The sequence below is a fragment of the Enterobacter cloacae complex sp. P29RS genome (genome assembly GCF_014893445.1).
GTDB lineage: Bacteria > Pseudomonadota > Gammaproteobacteria > Enterobacterales > Enterobacteriaceae > Enterobacter > Enterobacter intestinihominis.
This window is the reverse complement of the sequence record NZ_JADBPZ010000002.1, coordinates 131,387-145,615: the sequence shown is the minus strand read 5'-3', so window position 1 is coordinate 145,615 and position 14,229 is coordinate 131,387. Positions and strand designations below refer to the sequence as shown.

11 protein-coding genes are annotated in these 14,229 nt (G+C 59.8%); 5 read left to right on the top strand and 6 right to left on the bottom strand.

The features are described 5' to 3' along the window. Positions 1-2: 2 nt before the first annotated feature. Positions 3-1,427, bottom strand: a complete 1,425-nt coding sequence (locus IM282_RS02255; protein WP_192970074.1) for a 6-phospho-beta-glucosidase — start codon at positions 1,425-1,427, stop codon at positions 3-5. An 18-nt stretch (positions 1,428-1,445) separates the two neighbouring features. Next, positions 1,446-2,897 (bottom strand): PTS cellobiose/arbutin/salicin transporter subunit IIBC, encoded by a 1,452-nt coding sequence (gene ascF, locus IM282_RS02250; RefSeq protein ID WP_022649157.1) that lies wholly within the window; start codon positions 2,895-2,897, stop codon positions 1,446-1,448. Between the two features lie 214 nt (positions 2,898-3,111). Between ascF and IM282_RS02245 the strand changes: the two genes are divergently transcribed. The 4 genes from IM282_RS02245 to IM282_RS02230 all read left to right on the top strand — a co-directional run bounded on the left by IM282_RS02245 (position 3,112) and on the right by IM282_RS02230 (position 8,051). Beyond that, positions 3,112-4,125, top strand: coding sequence for a LacI family DNA-binding transcriptional regulator (locus IM282_RS02245; RefSeq protein ID WP_022649156.1), 1,014 nt, complete (start codon positions 3,112-3,114; stop codon positions 4,123-4,125). A gap of 133 nt (positions 4,126-4,258) precedes the next feature. Then, positions 4,259-4,804, top strand: a complete 546-nt coding sequence (gene hydN / locus IM282_RS02240; protein ID WP_017382793.1) for an electron transport protein HydN — start codon at positions 4,259-4,261, stop codon at positions 4,802-4,804. A gap of 6 nt (positions 4,805-4,810) precedes the next feature. Beyond that, entirely contained in the window at positions 4,811-7,027 is a 2,217-nt protein-coding gene (gene hypF / locus IM282_RS02235; RefSeq protein ID WP_192970073.1) for a carbamoyltransferase HypF, read from the top strand. Between the two features lies 1 nt (position 7,028). Beyond that, entirely contained in the window at positions 7,029-8,051 is a 1,023-nt protein-coding gene (locus tag IM282_RS02230; RefSeq protein WP_126502707.1) for a HoxN/HupN/NixA family nickel/cobalt transporter, read from the top strand. 112 nt (positions 8,052-8,163) lie between these two features. Here the strand turns inward: IM282_RS02230 and norW are convergent, their stop codons facing one another. Together norW and norV are read right to left on the bottom strand one after the other, a co-directional pair. Next, positions 8,164-9,297 carry an NADH:flavorubredoxin reductase NorW gene (gene norW, locus IM282_RS02225; RefSeq protein ID WP_192970072.1) on the bottom strand — a complete coding sequence of 378 codons (1,134 nt, stop codon included), beginning with the start codon at positions 9,295-9,297 and terminating at the stop codon, positions 8,164-8,166. Next, positions 9,294-10,742 (bottom strand): anaerobic nitric oxide reductase flavorubredoxin, encoded by a 1,449-nt coding sequence (gene norV, locus IM282_RS02220; RefSeq protein WP_022649152.1) that lies wholly within the window; start codon positions 10,740-10,742, stop codon positions 9,294-9,296. The genes norW and norV overlap by 4 nt, the downstream gene beginning before the upstream one ends. Positions 10,743-10,929: 187 nt before the next feature. Here norV and norR point away from each other — a divergent pair, with 187 nt between their 5' ends. Continuing rightward, entirely contained in the window at positions 10,930-12,444 is a 1,515-nt protein-coding gene (gene norR / locus IM282_RS02215; protein ID WP_192970071.1) for a nitric oxide reductase transcriptional regulator NorR, read from the top strand. On the opposite strand, the gene gutQ is transcribed toward norR, so the two are convergent. Both gutQ and IM282_RS02205 read right to left on the bottom strand, forming a co-directional pair. Next, on the bottom strand, positions 12,441-13,406 hold the full coding sequence (gene gutQ, locus IM282_RS02210) for an arabinose-5-phosphate isomerase GutQ (RefSeq protein WP_023298458.1): 966 nt from the start codon (positions 13,404-13,406) through the stop codon (positions 12,441-12,443). The genes norR and gutQ overlap by 4 nt on opposite strands. Then, a complete protein-coding gene (locus IM282_RS02205; protein WP_015571676.1) occupies positions 13,399-14,172 on the bottom strand; it encodes a DNA-binding transcriptional repressor in 774 nt (257 codons plus the stop codon). The genes gutQ and IM282_RS02205 overlap by 8 nt, the downstream gene beginning before the upstream one ends. Positions 14,173-14,229: the final 57 nt, after the last annotated feature.

Sequence of the window (14,229 nt, the reverse complement as noted above, 5' to 3'; positions counted from 1 at the left end):
GGCTACTCCAGATCCGCCCCGTTACTAGCAATCACCTTCTTATACCACCAGAACGATTTCTTGCGCTTGCGGTCCAGCGTGCCGTTCCCGGCGTCGTCGCGGTCGACGTAGACAAACCCGTAGCGCTTACTCATCTCCCCGGTTGAGGCCGAGACCAGGTCAATGCAGCCCCAGGTGGTGTAGCCCATCAGCGGGACGCCGTCCTCAATCGCGTCACCCATCGCACGGATATGCTCGCGCAGGTAGCTGATGCGGTAGTCGTCGTTGATCTCGCCGTTTTCATCAATGACGTCCTTCGCCCCGAGGCCGTTTTCCACCAGGAACAGCGGCTTCTGGTAGCGGTCATACATCATGTTCATGGTGATGCGCAGCCCGAGCGGGTCGATGCCCCAGCCCCACTCGCTCACCTGAATGTGCGGGTTGCGCAGGGACTTCACGATGTTCGCCGCGCTGGTGTTGCCCGCGTTCATATCCGCCGACGCGCAGCGCGAGGCGTAATAACTGAACGAGACAAAGTCGACGGTGTTTTTCAGCAGGTCGTCGTCGCCGGGGTCTTTCACAATCACCACCCCTTTCTCGCGGAACACGCGGGCGGAGTAGGCCGGATAGCTGCCGCGCGCCTGCACGTCGATAAAGAACAGGTTCTCGCGGTCTTTCTCCAGTGCCATCCACACGTCTTCCGGCTTGCAGGAGTAGGGGTAGAAGTTACCGCCCGCCAGCATGCAGCCGACCTGGTTTTCCGGGTTCACCTCGTGGGCGATTTTGGTCGCCAGCGCGCTCGCCACCAGCTCGTGGTGCGCGGCCTGGTATTTCACCTGGTCTTCGTTTTCCCCTTCCTCAAACACCAGCCCCGCGCCGGAGAACGGGCTGTGCAGCATAATGTTGATTTCGTTGAAGGTCAGCCAGTATTTCACCAGCCCGTTAAACGCCTCGAAGCAGGTGCGGGCGTAGCGGGCGAAGAAATCCACCATCTTACGGTTGCGCCAGGAGCCGTACTCCGTCACCAGGTGCATCGGCACGTCGAAATGGCAGAGCGTCACCAGCGGCTCGATGTTGTACTTTTTGCACTCCTCGAACACCGCGCGGTAGAAGGCAATGCCCTCCTGATTTGGCAACGGTTCGTCGCCGTTCGGGTAGAGGCGGCTCCAGGCAATCGAGGTGCGGAACACCGTAAAGCCCATCTCCGCCATCAGGGCAATGTCTTCTTTGTAACGATGGTAAAAATCAATCGCCTGGTGGCTCGGGTAAAATTCGTCGTCACGCAACGAAAACCGTTTTTCCTTGCCGACTTTTACCGCCAGACGGTTTGCGCCGTGGGGGATCATATCGACCGTCGTCAGTCCTTTGCCGCCTTCACGGTAAGCCCCTTCACTCTGGTTGGCGGCAAGCGCGCCGCCCCATAAAAATCCTTGTGGAAAAACAGACATTCTTACCTCGCTTTCAGTTTATGCTTCTGCTGCTTTGTTCTGTACCGGTGCGGTTTGCAGGGCGCGTGCTTTTTCGGCTTCGTCTTCTACCGGGATATCTTCAAACCCTAACAGCAGGGTCAGCACGAACGATAGCACCACCGCCAGACCCATCACACCAAACACCCAGACGATGGTCATCGGGTTGGCCGGGTCGAAGAACTGCACGCTGGTGAACAGCCCCGGCGCCGCCATGGAGTGGCTGGCAAGACCGGCCATGCCGGCCACCGCGCCGCAGATAAAGCCGCTGATCAGGCTTGCAATCAGCGGACGCTTCAGGCGTACCGCCACGCCGTACAGAGCCGGTTCAGAGATCCCCGCCATGATGGCGGAGGCCGCAGCCGCCAGCGCCGTCTGGCGCAGCTCCGGGTTTTTGGTTTTCCACGCCACCGCCAGCGATGAACCGCCGAGCGACAGGTTGGCGCCGATTTCCGACGGCATCACCATCCCTTCTTTGCCCGTTTCGGCAATGGTCTGGATGATGGTCGGCGTAAACACGCGGTGCATCCCGGTCATCACCAGCAGCGGCCACAGCGCGCCCATAATGGCAACGGAGAGCCAGCCCAGATAGCCGTGAATGGTGTAGACCAGCGCGGAGATGGCGCTACCGATCCAGATCCCGAGCGGGCCAATCAGTACGATGGCGAGCGGGGCGGCAATCAGCACGATCAGCATCGGCTTGAGGAAGTTTTTGGTCACCGCCGGGGTGATGCGATCCACCCAGCGTTCGATATACGACAGGCACCAGGTCATCACCAGGGCCGGGATAACGGTATAGGTGTATTTCACCGCCGTCACCGGAATTAAGGCGAATTCTACATGCTCGCCCTGCGCCGCTTTCGCCATCAGCTCGATAAAGCTCGGGTGAACCAGTACGCCCGCAATGGCTATCGCCAGGGACATGTTGGTTTTGAACTTCACCGCTGCGGAAGCCGCCACCATCAGCGGCAGGAAGAAGAACGCGCCATCGCCGATAACGGTCAGGATCGTCAGCGTCGGGTCACCTTTGCCCAGCACGCCGGTCATCTCAAGGATCATCGCCAGCAGCTTGACCATCGACCCGCCGATGATCGCCGGGATCAGCGGAGACATGGTGCCGATCAGCGCGTCGAGGATCCCGGCGCCAATCCGGCGCAGCGTAAGCTTCTGTGGACCTTCCGCTACGGCAGGTTGCAGGTTGGCGGGCAGCAGGCTCACCACTTCACGGTATGCCTGGGATACGGTGTTGCCGATGATCACCTGGCACTGGTTGTCGTTGCGCACCACGCCGAGCACGCCGCTGATGCTTTTCAGACGCGCGGCGTCGGTAAGGCTTTCGTCTTTCAGAACGAAGCGCAGGCGCGTCATGCAGTGGGTGACGGCGACGATGTTCTCTTTACCGCCCAGCGCGCTAACCACGTCATTTGCCAGCGCAGCGTAATTTTTTGCCATCGGATGAGATCCTGTTATCGTTGTGAGAAGTGTAGGAAACCGGTTTCATATAATCATCATGAGTTTCTTTTAATGAAACAAGACCACTTTTTATGCATTTTTTCGTTTCGTGATGACGATCACTCGTGGCCGTAAAAAGCGTGATAACGCCGCTGCGACAATTTTTCTGCGGTGAAGTACACTGCGGCTCATCGGTTTTGAATGGAATAACACTATGACCACGATGCTGGAAGTGGCGAAGCGGGCAGGCGTGTCGAAAGCGACGGTCTCCCGGGTGCTGTCGGGGAACGGTTACGTCAGCCAGGAGACGAAAGACCGCGTGTTTCAGGCCATCGAAGAGAGCGGGTATCGCCCCAATCTGCTGGCGCGAAACCTGGCGACCAAACGCACCCAGACCCTGGGGCTGGTGGTGACAAACACCCTGTACCATGGGGTCTACTTTAGCGAGCTGCTGTTTAACGCCGCGCGGATGACGGAAGAGAAGGGGCGTCAGCTGATCCTGGCGGACGGCAAGCACAGCGCCGAAGAGGAGCGCGAGGCGATCCAGTACCTGCTCGACATGCGCTGCGACGCGGTGATCATCTACCCGCGTTTTCTGAGCGTGGAAGCGCTGGACGAAATTATTGAGAAATGCGAGCAGCCGATTATGGTGCTCAACCGCCGTTTGCGGAAAAACAGCAGCCACAGCGTCTGGTCCAATCATAAAGCGTCGTGTCAGGACGCAGTATCGCAGTTGATCGCGAAAGGCCACCGGGAGATTGCGTTTATCACCGGTTCGCTGGATTCCCCCACCGGCGTGGAGCGTCTTTCCGGATACAAGGACGCGCTGGCGCAGCACGGCATTGCCCTGCGTGACGCGCTGATCGCCGAAGGGAAGTGGAGCCCGGCCAGCGGCGCGGCGGCGGTCTCTCAGCTGCTCACCCGCGGCGAAACGTTTACCGCCCTTGTGGCGAGTAACGACGATATGGCGATTGGCGCCATCAGGCAGTTGCACGAGAGCGGCGTCGCCACGCCGGGCGCGGTGTCCGTCATCGGCTTTGACGACGTGGCAATCGCGCCCTATATCGTGCCGTCCCTCTCCAGCGTGCGTATTCCGGTAACGGAGATGATCCAGGAGACCATCAGCCGCCTGATCTTCATGCTTGACGGCGGTGAGTTTAAGCCTCAGCAAACTTTTTCCGGCGAGCTTATCCTGCGCGGCTCCGTCATTGACGGCCCGCATCGCTGACGTCGACATCTGTCATCGTCACAAATGACGATGACAGATCCTCTTATTTTTTATTTCGCTTTAAAATCAATGTGTTAAATATTGGCACGGTTTATGAATAGCTTCGCGCATAACAGTTATGCCGGAGAAGCAGATGAACCGTTTTATTATGGCCGATGCCAGCAAATGCATTGGTTGCCGTACCTGTGAAGTGGCGTGCGTGGTGTCCCATCAGGCGGAGCAGGATTGCGCCTCCCTGACCCCCGACACCTTCCTGCCGCGCATCCACGTCATTAAAGGCGTGAATATTTCCACCGCCGCTATCTGTCGCCAGTGCGAAGACGCGCCGTGCGCCAACGTCTGTCCGAACGGGGCGATTAAGCGCGAGAAAGGCTTCGTGCATGTGATGCAGGAGCGCTGCATCGGGTGCAAAACCTGTGTGGTGGCGTGTCCGTATGGCGCGATGGAGGTGGTCGTTCGCCCGGTGGTGCGCAACAGCGGTATCGGGCTGAGTGTGCGCGCGGAGAAAGCCGAAGCCAATAAATGTGACCTCTGCTACCACCGCGACGCCGGTCCGGCGTGTATGGAAGCCTGTCCGACGCATGCGCTGGTCTGCGTCGATCGCGACAAGCTCGAACAGATGAGTGCCGAAAAACGCCGCCGTGCGGCGTTCGACACCTCGTCATCGCTGCTGTTTTAAGCTGCAATGCGCGTTAACGGCGTACAGCTTCGGGTGCGCGGCAAGGTGCAGGGGGTAGGATTCCGTCCCTTCGTCTGGCAGCTTGCACACCAGCTGGGGCTGGCGGGCGACGTGTGCAACGACGGAGAGGGTGTCCTGGTGCGTCTCGCGGGTAGTGGGGGTGACTTTACCGCGAGACTGCGCCAGGACTGCCCACCGCTGGCGCGCATCGATCGCGTTGAAACGCAGCCGTACAGCTGGAATACGCTGCCGGACGAGTTTGTCATCCGCCACAGCGAGAGCGGGGCGATGGACACGCAAATCGTCCCGGATGCCGCCACCTGTCCCGCGTGCCTGGCGGAGATGCGCGATCCGCGCGAGCGCCGTTATCGCTACCCGTTTATCAACTGCACCCACTGCGGGCCGCGGTTTACCATTATCCGCGCCATGCCCTATGACCGCCCGGCCACGTCAATGGCGCCTTTCCCGCTCTGTGTGCCCTGTGAAACGGAGTACCGCAACCCGGCTGACCGGCGTTTTCACGCCCAGCCGGTGGCCTGCCCGGACTGCGGGCCGCAGCTGGAGTGGCAAGCCGGGGATGCTGCCACCACCCGCGAATCGGCGTTAAGCGCGGCGGTGGAGAGATTGAAAAACGGCGGGATTGTGGCGGTCAAAGGGCTGGGCGGATTTCACCTGGTCTGCGACGCGCTTAACCCACAGGCGATTCGGAAATTGCGGGCACGCAAGCAGCGCCCGACCAAGCCGCTGGCGGTGATGATCCCGCATGCGAACGATCTGCCGGAGGCCATCCAGACGCTGTTAGGTTCACCCGCTGCGCCGATTGTGCTGACGCCAAAAGCCTGCCTTCCTGCGTTTCCTGAGGAGATTGCGCCGGGGCTGAATACAATTGGCGTGATGTTGCCTGCGAACCCGCTCCAGCATTTGCTGATGTTGGACTGCCAGCGCCCGCTGGTGATGACCTCCGGCAACCTCAGCGGCCATCCACCCGCCATAAGCAACCAGCAGGCGCTGGAAGAACTCAGTGACGTCGCTGACGGCTTCCTGCTGCACAACCGCGATATTCTTCAACGGATGGATGATTCAGTAATGGATCGGGAGGGCACGATGCTGCGTCGCGCACGCGGTTTTGTGCCGGATGCCATCACATTGCCCGCCGGATTCCGCGACATCCCGCCCATGTTATGCACCGGCGCGGAGATGAAAAATACCTTCTGCCTGGTACGTGGCAACCAGGCGGTGCTGAGCCAGCATTTTGGCGATCTGAGCGACGAGGGCGTAGAGGCGCAGTGGCGCAGTGCGCTCTCGACGATGCAGGACATCTACGCCTTCCAGCCAGAGCGCGTGGTGTGCGATGCCCATCCGGGATATCACGCCCGACAGTGGGCCCGGGCGCAGGCGCTGCCCGTTGAGACCGTGCTGCATCATCATGCGCATGCGGCAGCGTGTCTGGCGGAGAATGGCTGGCCGCTCGACGGCGGGGATGTTATTGCCCTGACGCTGGATGGGATCGGTATGGGTGAGAACGGCGCGCTGTGGGGCGGCGAGTGCCTGCGGGTGAACTATCGCGACTGCGAACGGCTGGGCGGTCTGCCAGCCGTTGCGCTGCCGGGGGGCGATCTGGCGGCAAAACAGCCGTGGCGCAATTTGCTCGCCCACTGTCTGGCGTTCGTACCTGACTGGCAGCAGTACCCGGAAACAGAGGCGGTACAGCGTCAAAACTGGCCGCTGCTGGCAACGGCAGTGTCGCGCGGTATCAATGCGCCGCGGGCCTCCTCCTGTGGTCGTCTGTTCGACGCCGTGGCCTGTGCGCTGGGCATTGAAACGCAACGCTATGAGGGCGAAGCCGCGTGCCGGCTGGAGGCGCTGGCCGAACGCTGTGCAGGGGTTGATCATCCGGTGACGCTCAAGACGGATAACCTTGCGCTGTTCTGGCAGCAGTGGCTGGCCTGGCGGGCGGAGCCCGGCGAGCGCGCCTGGGCCTTTCATGATGCGCTGGCAAAAGGGCTGAGCGAACTGGCGGCAACGCATGCCCGCCGACGGTCGATCTCTACGGTGTGCTTCAGCGGAGGTGTCCTTCACAACCGCCTGCTACGCGCGCGCCTTCGTCATTACCTTTCTGATTTCACGCTTCTTTTTCCTTCGCGCCTGCCCGCAGGCGACGGAGCGATCTCCTTCGGGCAGGCGGTGGTTGCTGCCGCCCGATCATGTTCACAAAGGATTTAAAATGTTACGACTTTTACGCAATGAACCTCGTGCAGCGTGCCTGCTGCTGGCTCTGGTGATGGCTAACCTGCTGGCCTGGGGGCTGGCGTGGCACACCTTTAGCGGCAGTACGGCGCTGATGGCGGCCAGCCTGCTGGCCTGGTGTTACGGACTGCGTCATGCGGTGGATGCCGACCATATCGCCGCGATTGATACCGTGACGCGTAAGATGATGCAGCAGGGCAAGCGCCCGTCCGGCGTGGGCGCATGGTTTTCCCTCGGACACTCCACCATCGTGGTGCTGGCCTCCATTGCCATCGCCGCCACCGCCACGGCGTTTCAGAAAAATATGGAATGGTTCCACGAAACCGGCAGCCTGATTGGCACCGCCGTCTCCGCCACCTTCCTGCTGGCGATGGCGCTGGTGAATATGGTGATCCTGCGCGGCGTCTGGCGCAGTTTTCAGGCACTGAAACACGGCAGGCCCGTGCAGGGCGACATCACGCTGCCTGCCCAGGGTGGCGTCATGAACTGGCTGTTCGGCAAAACCTTCCGCCTCGTCAATAAAAGCTGGCAGATGTATCTGGTGGGCTTCCTGTTTGGCCTCGGCTTTGACACGGCCACCGAAATCGGCGTACTGGGGATCTCCGCCGCCAGCGCCTCCAGCGGGATGTCGGTGTGGTCGATCATGATCTTCCCGGCGCTCTTCGCCAGCGGCATGGCGCTGGTGGATACGCTCGATAACCTGCTGATGGTGGGTGCCTACGGCTGGGCATTCAACAAGCCGCAGCGCAAGCTGTACTACAACATGACCATCACCGGCACTTCGGTGGTGGTGGCGCTGTTTATCGGCGGGCTGGAAGCGCTGGGTCTGCTGATGGACAAGTTCGCCCTCAGCGGCGGCGTGTGGGATATGATTGGCGCGGTGAACGATAACCTGGGCGACGCCGGGTTTGTGGTGGTCGGGCTGTTTGTCGCCTGCTGGCTGATCTCAATGGCGAACTACCGCTGGCGCGGTTATGACGCGCTGGTGGTGCGGTCCTGAACCACGCAGCCCTGTTTTGCCCGGCGGCGCTACGCTTGCGCGGGCCTACAAGGTTTGCCGTTATGGTGTTAAGTAGGCCGGGTAAGCGGAGCGCCACCCGGCATGACGAGGGTCAAGCAGGTAACGATTTCAGCAGCGCGAAGGCCTCCTTCATTCTGTCTTCGCTGACCACAAAGGCGCGCATCTGACCGACAGTATCGGTGCCGCGCGCCACCATGCCCTGAGGCGAAAGGACAATCTCCCAGTCCAGATCCTGACGCTGCGTTTCACCTGCGAGATGCAGCGGTAGTTCTGGCGTTTTTACCTTCACCAGCATGGCGGGTAATCTCACCGGGGCGTTGCCGCCGAGCAGGTTTTTCGCCAGGAACATGGCGCTTAACTGAATCGGTTGCAGGAACGGCAGCACCTGGCCGTTAATTTCCGCGCAGTCGCCCAGGGCATAAATGTCCGGCTGGGTGGTTTGCAGGTAGCTGTCTACCTTCACGCCGCGATTGATCTCTGCGCCTGCGCGGTGCGCCAGCGCGGTTTCCGGGCGCAGCCCCGTCGCCGCAATAACCACATCCACTTCCACCCTGCGGTTGTGGTCGAGCGTCGCACAAATGCCGGTTTCGGTTTTGCTCAGGCTCTGCAACTGCGATTTCAGCAGCAGATGCACGCCCATGTCGGTCAGACGATGCTGTAAGCGACTGCTTACTTCTGCCGGCATCAGCGCTGACAGAATGCTGGCCGCGTGGTCAACCAGGGTGACGGATTTTCCCGCCCGGCAGAAGTCCATCGCCAGCTCGGTGCCAATCAGCCCGCCGCCGACAATCATCACCCGCATGGCGTCGCGTAACAGGGTCTCGCTGGCCTGATACTCCTGCTGACTGTTGAGCGTGACCATCAACTCGCGGCCCTCAACCGGCGGCACAAACGCAGATGCCCCCGTCGCCAGCACTAGCTTGTCGTACTGCCAGGTTTTATCTTTCGCGTTCACCACGTGGGCGTCGGCGTCGATATCGGTGACCCAGGTGTACGGAAACAGACGCAGATTAAATTGTTCTGCAAACTCCCCCGCCGTCTGGCGGGTGAGATCGTCGGCGCGCTGATTTTGGCTAATGACGTGGCTTAAATCAGGCTTGTTGTACTCATCCATGCTGTCGGCGGCGATCACCGTCAACGGCACGTTAGCATCCTGTTTGCGGATATTTTTCACCAGCTGGCGGGCGGCAAAGCCCGAGCCGATAATGACGATGCCGTGGCTCATTTTGCCTCCGTTGCCAGTTCATCAAAGACGTCTTTTCCGAGGGAACATTCCGGGCAGAGGAAGTTGTCCGGCACCTCGCTCCACGGTGTACCCGGCGCGACATCCTGCAACGGCTCGCCAAGCTCAGGATCGTAAATCCACTGGCAGACGCTGCACTGCATGCAGGGGCCGAGGTCGGCAGCGGCAGGAGCGGCTTCTGCTACGGCTTCCGGCGCAGCAGCCGCGGCGGGTGCGGTTTCCGGCAGCGGCGCAAGCGCCCACTGGCGGGCAATGTCGCGACCGTGCTGGCGACAGATTTCCAGCGCGTCGAGATCCGGACGCCATTTCGCCTTCAGGCTCAGGGACATCTCAAAACCGGCATCCTGTAAACGGGTGGAGAGACGGTCTACCGCGCCGCCGCTCCAGCCGTGTGAACCAAAGGCGCTGGCGCGTTTGTTACGGAAGCGCAGGCCGGTCATCTCTTCCACCAGTCCGGCAATTTTCGGCATCATCACGTTATTCATGGTGGAGGTACCCACCAGCACGCCTTTGGAGCGGAAGACGTTGGTCAATACCTCATTCTTATCGCTGCGCGCCACGTTGAAGATTTTCACTGCCACGTTCGGGTCCACTTCGTTGATGCCCTGGGCAATGGCGTCCGCCATCATGCGGGTGTTGTTGGACATGGTGTCGTAGAAGATGGTGATGCGGTCTTCCTGATAGTCCGCCGCCCACTTCAGGTACAGCTCGACGATCTGGGTTGGATTTTCACGCCATACCACGCCGTGGGAGGTGGCAATCATATCCACCGGCAGGTTGAAGCCGAGGATCTCGGTGATTTTTGGCGTGACCAGACGGCTGAACGGCGTCAGGATGTTGGCGTAGTAGCGCTGGCACTGTTCGAACAGCTCGGTCTGATCCACTTCGTCGTTGAACAGACGTTCGTCGCAGTAGTGCTGGCCGAAGGCGTCGTTACTGAACAGCACCGCGTCACCGGTCATGTAGGTCATCATGCTGTCCGGCCAGTGCAGCATTGGGGTTTCCACGAAGATCAGCTGTTTGCCGTTGCCGATATCCAGCGTGTCGCCGGTTTTTACAGTGTGGAAGTTCCACTCTGGATGGTGGTGGTGGCCGTTGATGGAGTCAATGGCGTTGGTGGTGCAGTAGATCGGGGTATCCGGGATGTGGGACATCAGCTCGGTCAGCGCCCCGGCGTGATCCTCTTCCGCGTGGTTGATGATGATGTAGTCGATGTCATTCAAATCGATTTCGCTGCGCAGGTTCTGCACGAACTCGCGGCTGAATTTGTGATCGACGGTATCGATCAGGACGTTTTTACCTTCGCGAATGAGGTAGCTGTTGTAGCTGCTGCCGCGCAGCGTTTTGTATTCCGTCCCGTGAAAATCACGTACTTCCCAGTCACGTTGACCCACCCAATGAATGTTATTTTTAACCAGAATAGACATAGCAACCTCAACTTAATACGGCGTTTTCAAATAAGATGACTGTCATATATCAAGTTGCGTGCCAGTTTTTTAACTTATTGAAAATAATATATTTGTGTTTTGATTCTCCCTAATGGGTAGTCATTTTGACTATCTTAAAAATTGTCAATATGACACTATGTGTTGTCAAAATGACAGTGAGGCAGAGATGAGCTTTTCCGTAGATGTGCTGGCGAAGATCGCCATAGAACTACAAACCGGTATTGGTCATCAGGACCGCTTTCAGCGGCTGATCTCCACGTTGCGCCACGTGCTGGATTGCGATGCCTCGGCGCTGCTGCGTTACGAAGGGCGGCAGTTTATTCCGCTGGCTATCGACGGTCTGGCGAAGGACGTACTCGGGCGGCGCTTTACCCTGGAGGGTCACCCGCGTCTGGAAACCATCGCCCGCGCGGGTGACGTGGTGCGTTTCCCGGCAGACAGCGATCTGCCCGATCCGTACGACGGCCTGATCCCCGGCCAGGAGAGCCTGAAGGTTCACGCCTGTATCGGCCTGCCGCTGTTTGCCGGGCAGAACCTGATTGGCGCGTTAACCCTCGACGGCATGTCGCCGGATCAGTTCGATACCTTCAGCGACGAAGAGCTACGGCTGATTGCCGCGCTGGCGGCCGGGGCGCTGAACAACGCCCTGCTGATAGAACAGCTGGAGAGCCAGAATATTCTTCCGGGTAGCCCGACGGCGTTTGAGCAGGTGGCGCACACCGAAATGATTGGCCTTTCGCCGGGCATGGCGCAGCTTAAAAAAGAGATTGAGATTGTCGCCGCGTCTGATTTGAACGTGCTGATCTTCGGGGAGACCGGCACCGGTAAAGAGCTGGTGGCGAAAGCGATCCACGAAGCCTCGCCCCGTGCGGTGAACCCGCTGGTGTATCTCAACTGCGCGGCGCTGCCGGAAAGCGTGGCGGAAAGCGAGCTGTTCGGACACGTCAAAGGAGCCTTTACCGGGGCGATCAGCAACCGCAGCGGCAAGTTCGAAATGGCTGATAACGGCACGCTGTTCCTCGATGAAATTGGCGAACTCTCCCTTTCGCTCCAGGCCAAACTGCTGCGGGTGTTGCAGTATGGCGATATTCAACGCGTGGGTGACGATCGCAGCTTACGCGTGGATGTGCGCGTGCTGGCGGCGACGAACCGCGATCTGCGCGAAGAGGTGCTGGCGGGGAATTTCCGCGCCGATCTGTTCCACCGTCTGAGCGTGTTCCCGCTCACGGTGCCGCCGCTGCGCGAGCGGGGCGATGATGTGGTGCTGCTGGCGGGCTTTTTCTGCGAACAGTGTCGGCTCAAAATGGGGCTTTCCCGCGTGGTGCTAAGCCCCGGCGCGAGGACGCACCTGCTGAGCTACGGCTGGCCGGGTAACGTGCGTGAACTGGAACATGCGATTCACCGCGCGGTGGTGCTGGCGCGGGCTACGCGTTCGGGGGATGAAGTGGTTATTCATGCGCGCCATTTCGCGCTGCATGAGGAAACGACGCCGTCCGTGAAGCCAGTGATAACTGAGAGCGTGAACGAAAACCTGCGCGAGGCGACGGATGCGTTCCAGCGTCAGATGATCACCCGCGCCCTGGAGCAGAATAACCGCAGCTGGGCGGCATGCGCGCGGGCGCTGGAGATGGACGTCGCCAACCTTCACAGGCTGGCGAAACGTCTGGGGCTTAAGGGTTAAATAATCCCCGCCTGGTAGAAGTCTTGCAGGTTGATCGCGCCGCACAGCCTGCCGTGCTCGTCCACCACCGGCGCAGCGGTGATTTTGCGCTTCATCAGCACCTCTTTGGCTTCAATGGCGCGGCTGTCGGCATTAAGCGTCAGCCCGCCCCGGGTCATTGCTTCGGATACCCGCGCCTCCAGCTTGCCGCCGCCCACCAGCCAGCGGCGCAGGTCGCCGTCGGTGAAGACGCCCTTCACCTGGCGGTCGTTGTCGCATACCGCAACCAGCCCCAGCCCGGTGCGGCTCAGCTCCAGCATGGCGTCCATCACGCTGGTGTCGAGTTTGACCTGAGGAATGGCATCGTCCGTGCGCATCAGGTGGTGAACCTTGTTGAGCAGACGTGCCCCAAGCGCGCCAGCAGGATGGGAACGGGCGAAATCTTCCTCATTAAAACCGCGCGCCTGCATCACCGCCATCGCCAGCGCGTCGCCCATCATCAGCGTGTTGACGGTGCTGGAGGTCGGTGCCAGGTGCATCGGGCAGGCTTCGCGCTCAACGGAAATATCCAGCGTTGCTTTCGCGGCCAGCGCCAGCGGCGAACGGGATTTGCCGGTCATCGCTAACAGGGCTACCGATTTTTCTTGCAGGCGAGGGATGATGAGATCCAGCTCTTTGGCTGAACCGGAGTAGGAGATAAACAGCATCACGTCGCGGCTTTCGATCATCCCCAGATCGCCGTGCAGCGCTTCGGCAGGATGCACGAAGAACGCCGGTGTGCCGGTGCTGGCAAGCGTCGCGGCAATCTTCTTGCCGATATGACCGGATTTACCGATACCCGCCACGATCACTTTGCCCTCGCAGTGGATAATGGTGTTGGCTGCACGAACAAAATCCTCACCCAGACGCTCCGGCAGGCGGCTGGCTTCCTGTAGCTCCAGCAGCAGAGTCTGGCGGCCTGCGTTTAACAGAAAATCACTCATTTTTCTCTCCGGTTACGATCACGTCGATGCCCTTCGCTTCCAGCGCTTTTTTAAATGCCGGATCGATACCTGCGTCGGTAATCAGCTTATCGACGCTTTCAAGGCTACAGACAATGTTGGGGCTTTTACGGCCAAACTTCGACGAGTCCGCCATCAAAATCACTTCCCGCGCGGCGTTGCACATCGCTTTGCTGACGCTGAACACCTCGTTGAAGGTGGTCACGCCCGCGTTGAGGTCGATGCCGTCCGTGCCCATAAACAGCTTATCGAAGCTGAAGTGGTCGAAGGCATTCTCCGCCAGCTGCCCGTGAAACGACGCGGATTTTTTACGGAAGGTGCCACCGGGCATCAGGATGGTCTGCTCGCTGTCGAACTCTGACAGGGCATTGACGATGTGCAGGCTGTTGGTCATCACGGTGATGTTATTAAAGCGGCTGAGCAGCGGGATCATCTGTAGGACGGTACTGCCAGCGTCGAGGATGATGGAATCGCCGTCCTGGATAAATTTGACCGCAGCTTCGGCAATCAGCGCTTTCTGGTGCGTATTAATCAGCGTCTTGTGATCGATAGGCGGGTCGGCTTCGTCTTTATTGAGCACCACGCCGCCGTAGGTACGAATGACGGCGCCGGAGTTTTCGAGCAACACCAGGTCCTTGCGTATTGTCGTGCCGGTGGTGTCAAAGTAGTGGGCCAGATCCTCTACCGAGCACTTTCCCTGCTTTTGCAGATGCTCAAGTATGGCCGCCTGCCGCTGACGTGGTTTCATAGGCGCTTCGTTCCTTACGTTGCGAAATGATAATTCCGCAAGTTTATAACTTTCACA